Origin of the sequence: Dactylosporangium cerinum (assembly GCF_042653625.1) — a bacterium.
GTDB classification, from domain to species: Bacteria; Actinomycetota; Actinomycetes; order Mycobacteriales; family Micromonosporaceae; genus Dactylosporangium; species Dactylosporangium cerinum.
In genome coordinates this window covers 1-17612 of record NZ_JBHSIU010000094.1, presented here as the reverse complement: position 1 = coordinate 17612, position 17612 = coordinate 1, and the positions used below count along the sequence as shown (strand labels likewise).

Below are 17612 nucleotides of genomic sequence, written 5' to 3'. Positions count from 1 at the left end.
CCGCGGCGGCGGGAGCACGGCTCCAGACTCTCAAGCCGCACACCGATACTCACAGTTGCGTTCGCCGACTGGAGGGCGCGTTTGCGTGAGCGCTGCTAGTCTTCAGATGGCGGCGGTGAGCTCTGTGAACGCTGCGGCGCCGGCTGCCTGCCCGCCACGCCGTTCCCGACCGTCAGCGAGGTGATGCCTCGGCCTGCCGGACGATGGGCGGTCGCCCGGCAGCCGCGCGGCGTTTGCCGTCCTTCGGTCTGGGTAGCGAGGACCGTGTCGAAAGTGTTCGGGTCCCCGCACGACGTGTGGTGGGTCGTGGCCAAGACCCTGCTGCTGTATGCCACTGCCGTGGTCTGCTTCCGCGTCGGTGAACGCCGGACACTGGCCGAGATGTCGGCGTTCGACTTCGTTGCGGCCGTCGCCGCCGGAGCCGTCGTCGGGCGGGTACCCAACGCGCATGACGCCGGTTACCTGGCCGGCGCGGCGACGCTGATCACGGTCCTGCTCGCCCACCGGCTCATCGCCCGGCTGCGCTTCCGGCCGCTGTTCGCCAAGCTGATCGACCACCCGCCGCGACTGCTGGTCGCCGACGGCAAGGTGCTCGACGATGAGCTTCGCCGCACCGGCCTGACCCACCGAGATCTGTACGGCCTGCTGCGCCAGCACGGCGTCGACGAGCTCGCCTCCGTCCGGTTCGTGGTGTTCGAGCAACGAGGCCAGGTGTCGGTCGTGCGGCGCGGCGCCGCCACCGACGCCGACCTCCTGCGTGACCTCGTCGTCGGGCCCGATCAGGACGACCGCGAATCGACCTCATGAGCGCTTCAGGCCGCGGTACCGGCGGAGCGCTCACGCAACGGGACGGTCGGCATCGAACCCTACACCTCCAGCCGACTCGGGTCAGGTCAGCGTCGTGCGCTGTGCGGCGATCCTTCCCAGCAGATCGTTCCAGGCCGCGACGAACGACTTCGCGCCGTCGGCCTGCAGCTTCGCGGCCAGTTTGGTCATGTCGACGCCGGCCTCGCGGAACCGGGCCAGCATGGCGTCGCAGTCACCGCCGTCGGCGGGCATCGGCTCGCCCACCTCGCCGTGGTCGTAGAACGCCTGCAGCGTCGCGTCCGGCATCGTGTTGATCGTGAACGGCGCCGCGAGCCCGTGCACGTAGAGCGTGTCGGAGGCGGCCGGATCCCTGGTCCTGGTGCTGGCCCACAGCAGCCGTTGCACCCGCGCGCCGGAGTTCTGCACACGCTGGACCCGCTCGGAGTCCACGAGCTGCCGGTACGCCCGGTAGGTTGCGAGCCCGACGGCGAGTCCGAGCTGCTCCTTCAACTCCTCCGGCACGCGCTCGGCGACCGCGGCGTCCCAGCGGGACATGAAAACCGAGGCGACCGACGCCACGGCAGGATCGAGTTCACCCTCGACGCGGCGTTCGACGCCGGCCAGGTACGCGTCCGCGGCGGCTTCGTACTGCTCGGCGGAGAACAGCAGGGTGACGTTCACGGGTACGCCGGACGCGATGCACTCGGTGATCGCCGGCAGGCCCTCAGCGGTGCCGGGGATCTTGATCAGCAGGTTGGGTCGTGCGGCCCGAGCGTACAGCGCCTTGGCGGCCTCGATGGTTGCCGCGGTGTCGTGCGCGAGCAGCGGTGACACCTCCAGCGATACCCAGCCGTCCACGCCGTCGGTGCGTTCGTGCACCGGCAGGAACTCGTCCGCCGCCCGCCGGAGGTCCTCGATCGCCAGTTCGAAGAACAGTTCCTCGTCGGAGCAGCCGGTCCCGGACTTGTCCCGGATCGCGTCGTCGTAGTAGCCCGACTCGATGGCCTTGTCGAAGATCGACGGATTCGAGGTGAGGCCGGTGACCGCGTACCTGTCGATGTAATGCTGGATCTGGCCGGAGTCGAGCAGGCCCCGGGTGATGTTGTCGAGCCAGAGGCTCTGCCCGTGCTCGTGCAGGATCTGGGTTGCCTTCACGCCTCCTCCTTGCCGAGGTCCGGCGGTGCCGCGGCCGGCGGCGTCAGTAGCGCGCTGACGGTGCCGGCCACGGCCGCCGCAGCGCTCATATGTTTGCGGCCACCTGTTCGCGGGCGGCCTGCGACACCCGTTCGGGAGTGAACCCGAACTTCCTCAAGAGCTGTTTGAGTGGCGCGGACGCACCGAAGGTGTGCATGCCGACAACCGCGCCGGTGTCGCCCACGTACCGTTCCCAGCCGAGCGTGGACGCCTGTTCAATCGCGACCCGGGCGCGTACCGCGGGGGGCAGCACCTGGTCGCGGTACTGGTGTGATTGCCGGTCGAACAGTTCCCAGCACGGCATGCTCACCACCCGGACGGCGACGCCGTCGGCGGTGAGTTCGTCGCGTGCCGCGAGTGCCAGCGCTACCTCCGAGCCGGTGGCCAACAGGATCACGTCCGGGTTGCCGGACGGCGGGTCGGTCAGCACGTACCCGCCCATCGCGACCCCGGACGCGGGGGCCAGCCGGTTGCGGTCGAAGGTGGGCAGCGGCTGGCGGGACAGCACGAGCGCCGCGGGCTCGTGCCGCAGACCGGCGACCACGCGCCAGGTCTCGACCACCTCGTTCGCGTCGGCCGGTCGGAACACCAGCAGCCCCGGCATGGCCCGCAGCGAGGCGAGCTGCTCAACCGGCTGATGAGTGGGTCCGTCCGCACCGACCCCGATCGAGTCGTGGCTGAAGATGTGCAGTGTCGGGATCTCCATCAACGCGGAGAGCCGGATCGCGGCGCGGGCATAGTCGGAGAAGATCAGGAAGGTCGACCAGTACGGGCGGAGCTTGGTGAGCGCCATGCCGTTGGCGATCGCCGCCGCGGCGTGCTCGCGGACACCGAGGTGGAGGTTGCGTCCGGACCGGTCGTCGGCTTGGAAGTCGCCGGCGCCGGGGAACGTCTGGCGGGTCTTGGTGGACGGGGCGAGGTCGGCCGAACCACCCAGCAGCCATGGCACCGCCTGCGCGAGCGCGTTGAGCACCTGACCGGATGCGTCACGGCTGGCGATGCCCTTCGCATCGGCCGGGAACGTGGGCAGCGCATCCTGCCAGCCGTCCGGCAGTTCGCGTCGTTGCATCCGCTCGATCTCGTCGGCGAGCTCCGGATACTGCACGCGGTACGCATCGAACCTCGACTGCCACGCGGTGCGGGCCGTGCCGCCACGCGCGCCGATGCCCTGGGCGAACCGTTCGTACACCTGGTCGGGGATGTAGAAGTCGGTGTCCTCGGGCAGGCCGAGGAATCGTTTGGTCTCCCGGACGGCGTCCGGGCCGAGTGGCTCGCCGTGCGCTTTCGGGGAGTCCTCCACCGGGGAGCCGTATCCGATGTGGCTGTGTACCAGGACCAGCGTGGGCCGCTCGTGTTCGGCGTGGAAGCTGTGCAGTGCCCGCTCCGCGGCGTCGAGGTCGTTGGCGTCGGCGACGGTCGTGACGTTCCAGCCGTACGCCAGGAACCGCTCGGCCACGTCCTCGGTGAACGTGATGTCCGTGTGGCCCTCGATGGTCGTGCGGTTCGAGTCGTAGATCCAGCACAGGTTGCCCAAGCGCAGGTGGCCGGCGAGCGAGGCCGCCTCTGCGGAGATGCCCTCCATCATGTCGCCGTCTCCGGCGATCGCGTACACGTTGAAGTCGAACAGGGGGAAGCTGCCCCGGTTGTACCGGGCGGCCAGCCACTGACCGGCGACGGCCATCCCGACGGAGGTCGCCACGCCCTGGCCAAGCGGCCCGGTGGTGGTCTCGACGCCGCTGGTCCACCGGTACTCGGGGTGACCCGGACAGCGCGAGTCGAGTTGGCGGTACGTCTTCAGATCGTCGAGGGTGACCGAGGGACGGCCGAGGACCTCGTAGTCTGGGTCGACCGCCCGTACTCCGGTCAGGTGTAGCAGCGACCAGAGCAGGGCCGAGGCGTGGCCCTCGGACAGCACGAACCTGTCCCGGTTGGGCCAGATGGGATCAGCCGGGTCGAACCGGAGGAACCGCTGCCAGAGGGTGTACGCGACCGGCGCGATCCCCATCGGAGTGCCCGGATGCCCGGACTCGGCCCGCTGGACCGCGTCCATGCACAGGCCACGGATCGTGTTCACGGACAGCGTGTCCAGATCGGTCGTCATGGTCGTCAATGTGGCCTCCCTGCATCCTGCCCAGGGTCGGTACGCCGACGTGCCGACCGCGGCAGGGATGGACTCGGAACCGGGCCCGGTGCGACGCGATCCGCTGATTCGCACCGGAGATCTGCGGCACGTCGCAGAAGCCCTCGGAAAGCGCCTGGAATTGCCCTTGCGACTCACCGTATCCACAGCCTCACCATTAGGCCCAATACCCGGACCGAGTGATTGTTCTGTTGCGGTCCCTCATGCGGTCGAGGAGCGGTAGATGGCGGCGATGGAGGTGTCGAGCGCCTGGTTGAACTCGTCGTCGGTTTGCTGGTGCCGCAGGTTCGCGGTCAGCGCTCGAGAGAAGCTGGCGATCAGGCCGTGGTTGCGAGTGAGCCGGGCGTCGGCATCGTGCTGGGAGTAGCCGTCGGACAGGGCGAGCACCCGCAGGACCTTCGGATGCTCGATCAGCTGGGATTCTGCAGATCCCACTCGCCGGTCGCTGCGGTGAGCAGCAATGTCATCGCGGCACCGCACGCCGCGCACGCCATCGGGTAAGGCCGGATAGCGCCCAGCAGACGAACCCACCGACCCGCCACCCTTTCGCGGCCGACAGCTGCTGGTACGAATTGCCGGTCTGCTCCTGCCAGGCGACGATCCGCGCCTGCAGGTCCGCGGGCAGCAGCTGCCGGTCCCGGTACTCGGTCACCTGTTCCGGATGCACGATGCAGGGTGTGGGCAGGTGGTTCTCGAACAGCACCGCCGACTCCGGAGGATCGGTCAGCACGGCAGTGACCTCGGCGCTGCGCCGCCACCGCAGTTCCACGCGTGGGCAGTACTCGAGGTCGGGGTGGAGGTGCGGGCACCACAGCACCTGCAGCAGGTCCGCGTCCGCCGGACCGACGAGGTCCGGCATTTCCCGCCGGTACAGCTGCACGACCGGCACCAGGGGAATCGGCGGCCGGGCGAGCTCGGGTGGCTCCGAGAAGTCCCACGGCGGCAACCCAGCCCGCTCGGCGCCCGTCGGATCGTAGGGCAGGCCGGCCGTCGCTGCCCGGAACGCACGCCACTGGCGGACCGTGTCCGGCCGGTGCAGCGAGATCACCTCATGGTCGGTGTCGGTGCACGCCGGCCACGGTTCGTCCGCCGGCCACAGCAACGGGCCGCCGACAGAACTGTCGATGACGGTGGGCGCTCCGGGCCGTGGGTGGAGCCGGGTCGTGACGGCCGTGTGCTCACGTAGCGCGGGGAACGCCGCGGCAAGGTCCACCGGCCGTGCGGGCGTCGTTCGTACCATGGCCAGTGATCCTAGGAGTCTTTGGTCCTAACGACTTCACGCTTGTCTCAGATCTCGCGCGGCTGAGGGCGGCGGGCGTGCGCGGCGTGGTCGCGACGAACGGACCGAAGGCCGTCAACCGCGATCTGCTGGATTCTTGCTGAGATCATCTCAATGGCGGGGCCAGCGCTCCGCGGCACCACGCAGTTCCTGCTGCTCGCCGCGAGCCGGCCCCCCGCTGCTGGCTCGGGCCGGTCTAGGCGAGTTCTGGTGACGGTCCTTGGTGCAGGGACTAAAGCCGGTACCGTGGCGCGGGTACACAGGACCTAACCGGTCAGGTCGACCTGGTTGGGAAACGAGAAATGCCGAACGGCTGTCACCGTCCGGCCCTTCCCTACACACGGACCGTCAGCTGCGTATCCAAGCACTGATCGCTGACTGCCCGTCACGGCCCTGATCATCACTCACCTCGGCCGTGAGACCGACAAGCCACTCGCGGTCGTCGTCCCCTACGACCTGCCCGCCCTGACCGCCGCCCTCGCGATCTCCTGATCCACCCAAAGCGCGACTGGTTCACCGAAAGTACCAGCTGGGCTGATCCTCAGGCAGAACTGCCCGCTGGCTGACCAAGCACGCCGCCATAAGCTGTCCTGAACGACCCTGACCACCGCGCTCACGGCTTGCGAACCGCTAGCCATCGAACTATGGCACGGGGCCGGCTCTCCTCGGCGCCAAACCGCTGCTGAAATCGTCTGGCGCCGCGGTGGAGCGACTCGCGGTGCGTGACGTTCCGTGCTAACCCGGCCCACCATTACGGCGTCCGCCGCAACAACCACCTGGATGCGACCCTCACGAATGAACGGCGAGGGGCTGTTAGTCGTTCGCCTGGCGCTGCCGCGCAACCCGCAGTCGGGTCTTGACGGTCTCCTTCGGCACACCCATCGCGACCGCCAACGCGTTCACCGGCTCCGGATGTCCTCTTCCGACGATATCCTCGTAAATGTCGAGCAGACCCTGGTAGTAGACATTGCCGCCGGACCGGGGATCGGCGGGCAACTCGGCCAGCCGCTGCTGCAGGTATTGGCGGACCATGACCTGATACGCACCGACGGCCGGGACTGCGTTGTACTCGGCCGTCAGGTCGGCAAGGTGGCGCTCGACACGGCGCATGACGCCCGAGGTGACGCCGCGGCGCCGGGCGTCGGGTGCGGCGTCATCGGTGATCCGGATCAGCACCTCCCGCGGGCCGGATGGCGGGGCGTCAACCATGTTCTCGCCCTCCCATCGGGCGACGACCTGCAAGCCCGGCTCCTGTCGCTCCAACTCGACGACCGACAGCGACGCACCCGTTACGTCCTCGCGGCGATTACTCGATCTCATGATCCAACCTTGCCCACTAAACCCTAATCTGTCAACTCCGGGTTGTCAGACCAGGGTTGGAGCGTCGACTTCTGGATCGAGACGCTCGCGCCGACCCGCATGACCTCCATCCACGCCACGTTCCCCATCAACTGCTGTAATCAGTTACCGTCGATAAGTTTATCGGGCAGGACGGCGCCACGCCGCATAAAGGCGATGATCGCGTTGTCGATCACCTTCGCCTCACCGGTCGCCATGAAACCACCCCGCTCAAGCGTCGTCATGATCGAATCCCGGGCTCGTCGCCCTATCTCCGCCAGGTGCGGGTACCAGTCCAGGAACGCACGCCTATCGCCCGCGACCTGCTTCTGCCCGGTGAAGAACCTAAAGGTGTATTGACGGTCGATCGGTGGGAGGAGATCGGGTAAGACGTGATGCAGGGCCTTACTTCCAGCGACGATTTGAGTCTCCGATCTGCTCACCTTCAGCCGGGCAATGATGTCCCACAACTTCGACGCGACCTCGGCATCCTGCTCGGAGGTCAAGGCCGTGATGCGCAAGTCCCATAGCTCTTCGAGCGCGCTGCTGCAGTTACGCACGGCAGTGCTAAAGGGCTCGAAGTCGCACACCTTGGCTGCCTGGTCGCCCATACGATGCATGCCCCACGCCGGCAGGACGGCATAAACGTACTCAAGGAACCTGTCGTCCCGCAGTAGCGACATCGCCGACGTGTGCTCGCGACGGACCTGGATCGCTCGATCGTGGAAATACAAGCTGGGTCCGGGCCAACCTGGCGCAGCCTCGAAGCTGCAGACCAACTTGTCAAATCCCGCAACGAGCGCGTGGACGTTTCGCTGGGCGCGCTCAGCCGGCGGGATGCGGCCACCCGGCGGAACCGGTCCGCTTGCTTGAGTCATGCTCTAACCCTGCCAGGGGGACAGCGCCGGAAATAGTGGGGCTACGCCCGGACAGGTGCGGACAAACCGCCCCTTGAGCAGCCGAGCAACCTAGGAGCAATCCAAATCTACAATGGACGGTCGGATCGCGTGTTTACGCAGGTAAACCTCGGTGCGGTACAGCCCGCAATTATGAGACCCGACGATTAAGCCCGCAGGGCATAGAAACGGGACAGACCCGCCACGGCCGCGGCAACCACCGCGTTCGGACGGACTGAAAGCCCGCAGCGCGTGGCTGCGCCGGAGGCTGGTTCCGGTCCCTCTTCGGAGGGCAGGTCCATGCGGCACTGCCGTGACCGGCGAGCCGCAGGACCGGGGTCGGCGCACCATAACGCCACCCGGGAGGCCCCTTATGGTGTAGCTGCCTGGCTGTGTTGCCGGCGCCTGCCCGATCTGCTCGAACGCAGGAATCCGTGCATTTATTCGGTTCGATTCGTCCACCGCGACCGGGCCGTTCGGGCGCTCGTGCGTGCAGTTGTCCGAGCATGGGTAGCCCACAGTCGGAGCGTCGCGTCCGGATGGCTGGCGTCCGCAGTTAGACGGATGATCCGGCGCCCGACCGGACGGTGCGCCGGTGTCGGACAGATCGACATACGCGCATGTTCGGCTGACTGTTCGTGCACCGAGTCTTCGATAGCGTCGCCGGTACGCGATGGGGTCGGTAGACGGGCGGTGATGGCGGTCGTGGAGTTCACACTTGGCGTGTTGCTGGAGGTAGACGGCGCCCCAGTCGGCGTTGAGGAATGGCTCGAAGAGGGCGGGGATGTTCCAGCGTCCGGCCGTCGCGGGACGCACCGCAGTACCGCAGGCTCGCGGCTGGTGCGGGCCGGCGAGGATGCTTTGCGCGTTACGGCGCATGCCATTGGTCGCGAGGTTGCGACCGTGGTGGCGGGAGTGATGAACGGGATCGATGGCGATCCGTTGCTGGGAAGTGCGGGCGCGGCCGATCGCCCGTTTGACGTCGGTGATCTCGAACTGAAGTTCGGCGTAAAGACTGTTCTCGGGGCGGGCAAGATGGTCGAGGCGTTCATGACGGCGTCTGGTGAGACGGCGGTAGAGGTGACGGTCACGTTGCACCGCCGCACGACGAGCTGATCATGTCGACAACAGCGGTGGAGCCCGCAGTCGGGCGGCTGCTCTCGACCGAAGAACTGAGGGAGTGGCCGCAAGGCAAACTGCGTAGCGCATTCGTCGTCGGCGACGGTCTCGTGCTTACCGCTTGGCACTGTGTGACCGAGATCGGCGGAGCAGTGGCGGGAGCGTGGTTGCGCCTGCCGCCGCGACGCGACGGCGAACCGCACGTTGACGTGCCGCTGCGGTACCTCAACCACGACGAGCGGCTGGACGTGGCACTGCTCGTCCTCGACGGCGACGACGGGTTACGGGAGTACCTCAGTCAGATCGCGCTGGTGCTGGGCCGGGAAGTACATCTGCACGACCCGGTCCGTGTGGCTGGCTATCCGACACGTAATACGCGGAACGGCCCCACGGTGCACAGAGGCAAGGTTGAGACGCTTGACTTGACATCCGGAAGGTCCCGCGCGATCCAGGTCCAGGTCAACGCGTTCGCCGCCAAGTCGGCGGAGATGCCTGGCGGCATGTCCGGTGGCCCTCTGCTGCGTTCTTTGGACGACCACAGCGAGCGGGTCGTTGGCATCGTCGTCTCGTTCCCCCAGGCGAGAGGCGACCTTGACGCTCTCGGTGGGGCGGTATTGTGCCGGCGGATCGACGATCTCTGTGGGAGCTTCCCGCAACTGGTGGACCAAATTCCAAACGAAGCCGCCTCGGCGAGGATCCGGCGTCCGGTCAGCAGTTCGGACCATGAGGTCAACGACCTGCTGGTGGCGGTCGCCGACCGTCTGCGGCCCCAGTACAGCGACGAACTGACCCGGCTCGGCCGGACGAGGTCGGAGTTGCTGACAATCTCGTGGCGCTCGGACATGGCTCCGCATGACAAGCTGGTCGGCTCGCTACCGGACGTGCGGCACACCCTCGATGAGGTGGCCGGGCGCCAGTTGGTCATACTCGGGCTAGCTGGCTCCGGCAAGACCACGATCGTCTACCAGCTCGCGATGCAGTTTCTGGCCGACATCCTCGCCGGGTATGAGACGCCGTTGCCCTTCGTCGTCCCACTCGCCTCGTGGAATCCTAGGAGCAAGTCGCTGTTCACCTGGATCGAGCAGCGGATCGAAACCACTTTCGGGGATCTCAAGTCGGACCGGAAGGATTTCAGCGTTAAGAATCTCCTCAGTCGCGGGTTGATTCTGCCGATACTTGACGGTCTCGATGAGATGGCGGAGGCGCTCCAACCCCAGACGCTGCGGACCCTGGAGGCTCGTGCCACACCGTGGGTGTTGACCAGCCGTGATGACGCGTTTCGAAGGGCGTCAGCTCAGCGGCCACCGAACCGGCGCCCCGGTGTTGTCCGTGTCGACCCGATCGAATACGAGCAGGCGAGGCGGTACCTGCGCGCGACTTCGTACACCGATCCTGCCGGCGGGAACCCGACCTGGGACCCGTTCTTCGCCCGATTGGAGGCTATGGACGAACAGGATCGAGTCCGCCGCACGATGGTGTCGGTGCTGTCCAACCCGCTGCTGCTTTCGCTGGCCGAGACCTCCTACAACGATCAACGGGCTGGTTCGCCGTGCGATCTGCTGGCCGCGGCGGCGGTCTCGCCGGCGGCAGTGGAGTCGGAACTGATCGAGACAGTCGTCACCCGATCGTTCGATACTGATCGGGAGTCGTTCTTCGACTATGACGGCACGGTTCAGGCTGGCACGACGAAGCGGGTGTGGCGCAGCGCGCTGGAGGCTCGACGGTGGCTCGGCTTCCTGGCCCGGCACCTGCGAGAGACGAACCTGCCGAACATCCGATGGTGGATGCTGGAGCATGCAACACCAGTTGCCGTCTTCCCCGTTCTGTCGAGCACGACGATCGGGCTGATCGTCTACGTTGGCACCATCTACCTTGTTGGACGCGACTACGCGTTGCTGAACTTCGTGGTAGGACTCATCGCTGGCGCGACTGTCGGCGTTGGTGGCCGCTATGCGCTGGCGGAGCGGCGGCAGACGTCGGCCAAGGAGACCGCGGCCGACGATGCGGACAATCGCAAGTTCCGCGGCGCGGATCCGGTGGCGGTGCGACGAGCGTTCGCCGTTGTATTCCTGATGCTCCTGCCCGTCCTGACCGGCGTCGTGTACGTGATGATCCTGATCGCGGCAGGCGTTTCGCACGTCCTCCTGCAGAAGCCGTTGCCGGCGGTCGACGCTCTTATGGGCTGGCGGACCCTGCTCCCGGTCTCTGGACTAATCGGACTGGTCGCCGCCCTGCTCGGAACGGCCGTCCTGTACCGGTACTTCACACGGGTGACCCGCGACGACGTAGTCGACGTTGAGACCGAGACCGCGATCGATCCTCGACTGCGGTTCGGCGGCCGTCCGTTCCGGGCAACGGTGGTGCTGTCTGTAGTCCTGACGTTCGCCGGCAGTATGCTCGGACAACTGATGCTGCAGCACTTCGTCGACGAGAACATCATCCAGTGGCACGCTCACAGTCCTGGACTCTTCTCGACACTGCTGTACGGAACCGGCTTCGCACTGGTCGCGCTCGTCGGAATTGCCGGACTGTCACGTTGGGCGCGGTTCTTCGTTGCGCGTGCCTGGCTGGCAGCCACCGGACGGCTGCCATGGGACGTCGAGGCGCTCCTGCAGGACGCGGCGGACCGGCGCATCCTGCGACGGGTGGGTGCCACCTATGCCTTTCGACATGCCACCCTGGAGGACCATCTTGCGCGCTCTCCGCAACCCCCGACCCGAGTCTCCTCGCGCGTGATGATCATTGCTGGATCTCTGGCGCTGCTCACGGTCGTCAGCGTGATCGTCTGGAGTGCGTACGCGGGGCAGGTCACGAGCCCGACGGATAGGTCCGGAACGACCGTGACCGCAACCAACTCGGCAGCGGTCGCCGCATCGCCGACGTCACCCGTGTTGCCGACAGCAGCCCAGTCTCCGACGGAGACCGACCCCCGTGCCGTTCCGCTCGCCAACGGTGTCTTCTTCGCTGTGCTGACCGATGTTGACGCGGCTAGCCGTACCGCAGTCCTGTACCCAGCCGAGTTCCTTGAGGGCGACCAAGCAACTACCGCATGCCGGGCCGAGCGGCAGCTTGAGCCACAGCGCTGCCAAGAAATCGAGTACCACGTGCGCAGGACTGCGGGACCCCCGTTGACGTTGCAGATTGCCGAAGGCGCAGCTCTCAAGGAGAAATACGGCAGCCAGGACTGCACCGACAACGAGAGCGGCTGCGCGGTGACGATCGACCGGCTCGCGCTCCTGCTCACCGAACTCAATGCCGGCGGAAAGAAGACCACGATGTATGTGGATGTCACTGTCGCTGGCCAACAGATCACCCAGATGATAGAGCGCTACACGCCGTAGCCGCTGACGCATTCGGGCAGACCTTGCCCGCTGTTGCCACCGGATGGCACCACGGATCCCAGCTCCGTGTGCGCCCGACAGCGCTCAGGCGGTGTCCAGGTTGGTTTGTACCTATGGGTGCGGACAACGCTCGGAAACAGCCGTGACCCGAAGCTGACGTAAGGGCCGTTATCGCACACCACCAGGGAAATCCGCCGCCGCACGCGAACGGAGGCAGCGGTCGCCGCAGCATGTGATGCCGAAGCCGCCACCGGGGCTGGGCGTGCGGCCGATACCGCTCGTGGTCCCGGTCGTGGTCCCGGCCGTCGATGCGGTCGACCTGGGAGATGAGCCGGTGGCCGAAGCTGCACCCGCACCAGGTGGACGTGCTGCGCCGCATCGCCGACGGCCAGGATCCGGTCACCGCCGCCGAACCCGCCCTGGCCGCCACCGTCTACGCCCTGCGACGCCGTCACCTGGTTATGACGCCGCGCGCCCAGGGCGTCTGGCTTGCGGCATCACCGACGCCGGCCGTTACTACCTCGAGCACGACACCTACCACCGCCCCACCCCGTCACAGCGCGTCGCCGCACCGCCGACCATCCGCCCACCGGATCGCCCGCACCTGCCGCCGACGGCGAACCGACCGGCGCGGACGGCCCGGCTGCGGTGCGCGGCCAGGGGGAGACACACGGCCAAGTGGGCTCGGCCGCACCTGCCGATACCGGTCCGTCGACATCGGCCGTCACGACCGACGCAGTGCCGTCCGCGGTCGAGCTCATCCGGACGTTGCGGGAGCGCACGGTGATCCGGGTGCCCGATCCACCGCCTGCGGTCCGGGCCGCCTGGCGCCGCGCCATCCACGCGGCGAACACCCCGACACTGCTCGGCGACGGCCACCGGCTCCACCACCGCGGCCGCGACCACGGCGACCTGATCATCGAGCTCCATACCGGCACGGACCGCGATCCGACCGGAACCGGCCGGATCGCGCCACCCGTACTGCCATCGCCGTCACCGTCCCGACCGACCTCACCGACCCGCACCCCGTCGTGCGCGCCCTCCAACAGCGACCGGACCAACTCGCGGTTTCCCCCTCGGCCCGACCCCGGGCACTGTGCCTCATCCAGGCGTTCGCCGCTGCGGCCACCGCTCGCGGTCATCAGGTCGACCTCCCCGACGACGGCCCTGGCGTCTGCATCACCATCACCGGCCACCCGTTCGTTCTGCAGTTGCGCGAGGAGCACGACACCGCCGACGTCCTGCCCGACGAGGACGAACTCGCCCAGCGACCTGTCTACGCCTGGCAACGGTTCCAGCCCGAACGCTGGCGACTGCCGTCCGGGCGGCTCGTCCTGGAATTGGACGATCCCCGGTACCGCTTCGGCAGCCGGACCGGCCGGTGGGCCGATCGCACCCGATGGCGCCTCAACGACCGCCTCGACGACCGCCTCGCCGACGCCCTCGCCGAAGCTGAAATTCGCGCAGCACTCACCCAGCAGGCCGAGGACGCCGCCGTTGAAGCCGCCGCCACCCGCCAGCGCGACTGGGAGCAGGCGATGGCGGACGCCCACGAGCAGTACACCCAGGCGCACCTGACCCGAGCCCTGGACCGGCAGCTGCAGCGATCCGTGATGGTGATCTGGGGGAGGTGGCCGGTGTTGAGGTGGTGCGGCAGGTTGCGCAAGGGCTGGCCGAGCTGGCTCAGGCTGTGGTGTTGCACCGGGATCTGAAACCGGCGAACGTACTCGTGCTTGACGGTGTGTGGAAGCTGGCGGACTTCGGTATCTCCCGAGATCTTCGGATGTCGACAGCCCCCCACACGTTCCGTGGGCAAGGGACAGCGGAGTACAAGGCGCCGGAGATCTGGGCTGGGAAGCCCGCGTCGGTCAAGACCGACCTGTACGCCTTGGGCGTCCTTGCGTTCGAGGTCCTGACCGGCCGGCATCCGTTCGTGGGTGTCGACGGGGCGCAGTGCAGTCGCTTGCACGAGCTGGAACCGCCGCCGTCGTTGCCCGACACCGTTCCGTCTATGGTCCGCCGTTTGGTGTTGCGGCGGGCCGAGCGCAGGCGGCCCGGGACGCGCGCGCCTCGAGGTAATGCCGCTCGGGGATGCTGTTGGTGCGGTGCGCGGCGCGCTGGTAGGCCGCCGCTGCGCCCGCATGGTCGCCGGCCAGCTCCAGTAGATGCGCCCGCACCGCGTCGAGCCGGTGGTGCCCGGCCATCCGGTTGTCGCTCGCCAGCCCGGCGAGCAGGTCCAGGCCGGCCCGCGGGCCGTGGACCATGGCCTCGGCGATGGCGTGGTTGAGCGTCACCATCGGGCTCGGTGCCAGCCGCGCCAGCAGCCGGTACAGCACCAGGATCTGCGGCCAGTCGGTGCTCTCGGCGCTGGGCGACTCGTCGTGGATCGCGGCGATCGCGGCCTGGAGCTGGTAGGGGCCGAGCGGTGCGTGTGACATCGCGCGGGTGACCAGCTCGACGCCCTCCTCGATGTGCCCGGCGTGCCAGCGCAGCCGGTCCTGTTCGGCCAGCGGGATGAGGCTGCCGTCCAGCCCGGTGCGCGCGGGCCGGCGGGCCTCGGTCAGCAGCATCAGCGCGAGCAGGCCGGTGACCTCGCCGTCGTCGGGCAGCAGCCGGTGCAGCAGCCGGGTCAGCCGGATCGCCTCGTCGGCCAGCTCCGCGCGGTGCAGGTCCGGGCCGGAGGTGGCGGTGTAGCCCTCGTTGAAGATGAGGTACAGCACCTGCAGCACGGCCTCGAGCCGCTCGGCGCGCTCATGCGGCGGCGGCGGGCGGAACCTAATGCCCATGGTGCGGATGCGCTGCTTGGCGCGGCTGATGCGCTGGGCCATGCTGGCCTCCGGCATGAGGAACGCGCGGGCGATCTGCGCGGTGCTGAGCCCGCCGACGGCGCGCAGCGTGAGCGCGACCTGCGAGGCGACCGGCAGCTCGGGCAGGCAGCACATGTACAGCAGGGTGAGCGTGTCGTCGCTGTCGTGGCCACGGCTGTCCTCGTCGGACGCCGGCGCGAAACGCTCATGTGCCGGCAACCGCGCGGCGGCGACCTCCTCGCGGCGCATGCGGGCCTGCTCGCTGCGCCACTGGTCGGTCAGCCGGCGGGAGGCCACGGTGATCAGCCAGGCCCTGGGGTTGGCGGGGACGCCCTGCTCGGGCCACTGCACGGCGGCGGCCAGCAGCGCCTCCTGCACGGCGTCCTCGTTGATGTCGAACTGCCCGTACGCGCGCACGAGCGCGCCGAGGACCTGCGGCGCGAGGGTGCGCAGCAGGCCCTCCAGCGCGTCGCCGGTGCTCACATCTCGAGGCCGGAGGAGAACATCACGGGCCGCACCTCGACCACGTTGATCGCCGCGTCGGGCACCAGCGCGGCCAGCTCCAGCGCGCGCTCGCGGGTCTCGCAGTCCACGAGGTAGTACCCGGCGAGGTACTCCTTGGACTCGACGTACGGCCCCTCATCGGTGGTGGCCTTGCTGTCCCGGACCCGTACGACCGCGCTGTGGCTGGGGTCGTTCATCGCGAGCGCGGCGACCAGCTCGCCGGACTCGTTCGCGGTCTTCTGGAACGTGTCGTGGCCGGCCAAGACCACGTTGCGCTCCTCCTCGGACAATCCGTCCCAGATGGCAGGGTTCATGTAGTTGAGCAGCATGAACTTCACGCTCGGCTCCCTCGCTCCGGGCGCCCCCGCGGGCGCCGTACACAGATAGGTACGGAGCCGCCGCGGCGTTCTCGACATCGCCCCGGAGATATTCGCCGCGTCCTACCGCGGATCACCGCATCGGGTGATCGGGCGATCGGGCCCCGCCCGGTTGTCGAGAACGGCCGACCGGTTCCGTACCTATTTGTGAGGTGCCACAACCGGCGCCCGTGAGCTGGAAGGACTTCGCATGCAGAACGCGTCAACGGACGCCGCCGGCCAGCGGGCGGGACGGCGGGAATGGATCGGCCTGGCGGTGCTGGCCCTGCCGGCGCTGCTGACCGCGCTGGACATCGGAGCGCTGTTCCTCGCCCTGCCGCACCTGAGCGCGGATCTGGGCACGACGACCGTGCAGCAGCTGTGGATCTCGGACATCTACGGCTTCTTGATCGCCGGTTTCCTGATCACGATGGGCACGCTGGGCGACCGGGTCGGCCGGCGCAAGCTACTGCTGATCGGCGGGGCGATCTTCGGCGTCATGTCGGTGCTCGCCGCCTACTCCAGCAGCCCGGAGATGCTCATCGCCACGCGGGCGCTGCTCGGCATCGCCGGCGCGACGCTGATGCCCTCGACGCTGGCGCTCATCTCGAACATGTTCCACGACGTCCAGCAGCGCAGCGCGGCCATCGGCATCCTGTACAGCTGCCTCATGGTCGGCTCGGCCCTCGGGCCGGTCGTCGGGGGGCTCATGCTCGCCCGCTTCTGGTGGGGCTCGGTGTTCCTGCTCGGCGTGCCGGTCATGGCGCTGCTGCTGGTGGTCGGCCCGATGCTGCTGCCGGAGTACCGCAACCCCGACGCCGGCCGGCTCGACCTGATCAGCGTGGTGCTGTCGCTGGCCGCCATCCTGCCGATCATCTACGGCATCAAGGAACTCGCGGTCCACGGCTGGTCGGTGCCGCGGTTCGTGACGCTGGTCGCCGGCCTGGTCATCGGCGTGCTGTTCGTGCAGCGGCAACGGCGGCTGCGCGATCCGCTCGTCGACGTGTCACTGTTCGGTCAGCGCTCGTTCACCGCCGTGGTGACCGCGCTGCTCGTCGCCGGAGCCGCGATGGCGGGCACGTTCCTGCTGGTCAGCCAGTACATCCAGACCGTGCTCGACTACTCGGCGCCGGCCGCCGGCCTGCTGCTGGCGCCGACCGGGCTCTCGATCGCGGCCGGCGCGCTCGCCGCGCCCGCGATCGGCAAGCGGCTCGGCGTCCGCAACACGATCGCCGGCGGCCTGGCCGTCGCGGCGCTGGGCTACGTGCTCATCATCCCGGCCAGCAGCTCCGGCGGCCTGGTGGGTGTGGTGATCGGCCTCGCCGTCGTGCACTTCTGCGTCGGGCCGCTGCTCGCGCTCGGCACCGGGCTGGTCATCGGCGCGGTGCCGCCGGAGCGCGCCGGCTCGGCCGCGTCGATCTCGGAGACCAGCAACTATCTGGGCTCGACGATCGGCATGGCGGTGCTCGGCACCGTCGCCGCCGCCGTCTACCGGCAACGGATGGTCGACGGGGTGCCCGCCGACGTCCCGGCCGGTGACGCGCGGGCGGCCCAGGAGACCCTCGCGGGTGCGGTGGACGCGGCCGGGCGGCTGGCCGAGCCGGCCGCCTCGCAGCTGCTGCGCACCGCGCGGGACGCCTTCACCACCGGCCTCAACATCGCCGGGGTGATCGGCGTGGTCGTCTTCGCCGTGCTGGTGTTCGTGATCCTCGCCGGGCTGCGCGAGCCGGCGAAGACCGGGGCATCGGCGCCGGCGCAGGAGCCGGAGGTGCGGGTGCCCGAGCCGCAGGACTAATCCAGTCCGGCGTCCGCCCGGCCACCCGCGATGAGC

The 17612-nt window shown here is 68.5% G+C and carries 13 protein-coding genes and 1 pseudogene; 6 read left to right on the top strand and 8 right to left on the bottom strand.

Features of this window, described 5'->3' with window-relative positions:
• Positions 1-264: 264 nt before the first annotated feature.
• Positions 265-807, top strand: a complete 543-nt coding sequence (locus ACFPIJ_RS51425; protein WP_380126831.1) for a DUF421 domain-containing protein — start codon at positions 265-267, stop codon at positions 805-807.
• An 81-nt stretch (positions 808-888) separates the two neighbouring features.
• On the opposite strand, the gene tal is transcribed toward ACFPIJ_RS51425, so the two are convergent.
• The 6 genes from tal to ACFPIJ_RS51395 form a co-directional block, all read right to left on the bottom strand.
• Complete coding sequence (gene tal, locus ACFPIJ_RS51420; protein ID WP_380126830.1) at positions 889-1962, bottom strand: transaldolase; 1074 nt, start codon at positions 1960-1962, stop codon at positions 889-891.
• An 85-nt stretch (positions 1963-2047) separates the two neighbouring features.
• Positions 2048-4102: a transketolase gene (gene tkt, locus ACFPIJ_RS51415; protein WP_380126829.1), complete on the bottom strand. Its 2055-nt coding sequence runs from the start codon at positions 4100-4102 to the stop codon at positions 2048-2050.
• Between the two features lie 240 nt (positions 4103-4342).
• On the bottom strand, positions 4343-4576 hold the full coding sequence (locus tag ACFPIJ_RS51410) for a beta/alpha barrel domain-containing protein (protein WP_380126828.1): 234 nt from the start codon (positions 4574-4576) through the stop codon (positions 4343-4345).
• A gap of 28 nt (positions 4577-4604) precedes the next feature.
• The gene (locus ACFPIJ_RS51405; RefSeq protein ID WP_380126827.1) at positions 4605-5381 is read right to left on the bottom strand and encodes a hypothetical protein; all 777 of its coding nucleotides are present in this window, start codon (positions 5379-5381) and stop codon (positions 4605-4607) included.
• Between the two features lie 852 nt (positions 5382-6233).
• Positions 6234-6662, bottom strand: coding sequence for a hypothetical protein (locus ACFPIJ_RS51400; RefSeq protein ID WP_380126826.1), 429 nt, complete (start codon positions 6660-6662; stop codon positions 6234-6236).
• Between the two features lie 218 nt (positions 6663-6880).
• Positions 6881-7636 carry a hypothetical protein gene (locus ACFPIJ_RS51395; protein ID WP_380126825.1) on the bottom strand — a complete coding sequence of 252 codons (756 nt, stop codon included), beginning with the start codon at positions 7634-7636 and terminating at the stop codon, positions 6881-6883.
• Between the two features lie 723 nt (positions 7637-8359).
• Between ACFPIJ_RS51395 and ACFPIJ_RS51390 the strand changes: the two genes are divergently transcribed.
• The 4 genes and pseudogenes from ACFPIJ_RS51390 to ACFPIJ_RS51375 all read left to right on the top strand — a co-directional run.
• Positions 8360-8770 carry a hypothetical protein gene (locus ACFPIJ_RS51390; RefSeq protein WP_380126824.1) on the top strand — a complete coding sequence of 137 codons (411 nt, stop codon included), beginning with the start codon at positions 8360-8362 and terminating at the stop codon, positions 8768-8770.
• Positions 8771-8772: 2 nt separating this feature from the next.
• Positions 8773-12114: an NACHT domain-containing protein gene (locus ACFPIJ_RS51385; protein WP_380126823.1), complete on the top strand. Its 3342-nt coding sequence runs from the start codon at positions 8773-8775 to the stop codon at positions 12112-12114.
• Between the two features lie 1031 nt (positions 12115-13145).
• Positions 13146-13826 (top strand): hypothetical protein, encoded by a 681-nt coding sequence (locus ACFPIJ_RS51380; RefSeq protein ID WP_380126822.1) that lies wholly within the window; start codon positions 13146-13148, stop codon positions 13824-13826.
• Positions 13745-14086 (top strand): annotated as a pseudogene (locus tag ACFPIJ_RS51375) (protein kinase domain-containing protein); the annotation flags it as partial. The gene ACFPIJ_RS51380 and the pseudogene ACFPIJ_RS51375, both read left to right, overlap by 82 nt.
• A gap of 37 nt (positions 14087-14123) precedes the next feature.
• Here the strand turns inward: ACFPIJ_RS51375 and ACFPIJ_RS51370 are convergent.
• Both ACFPIJ_RS51370 and ACFPIJ_RS51365 read right to left on the bottom strand, forming a co-directional pair.
• A complete protein-coding gene (locus tag ACFPIJ_RS51370; protein WP_380126821.1) occupies positions 14124-15404 on the bottom strand; it encodes an RNA polymerase sigma factor in 1281 nt (426 codons plus the stop codon).
• Positions 15401-15754, bottom strand: coding sequence for a YciI family protein (locus tag ACFPIJ_RS51365; protein WP_380126832.1), 354 nt, complete (start codon positions 15752-15754; stop codon positions 15401-15403). The genes ACFPIJ_RS51370 and ACFPIJ_RS51365 overlap by 4 nt, the downstream gene beginning before the upstream one ends.
• Positions 15755-15992: 238 nt before the next feature.
• Between ACFPIJ_RS51365 and ACFPIJ_RS51360 the strand changes: the two genes are divergently transcribed.
• Complete coding sequence (locus ACFPIJ_RS51360; RefSeq protein ID WP_380126820.1) at positions 15993-17576, top strand: MFS transporter; 1584 nt, start codon at positions 15993-15995, stop codon at positions 17574-17576.
• Positions 17577-17612: the final 36 nt, after the last annotated feature.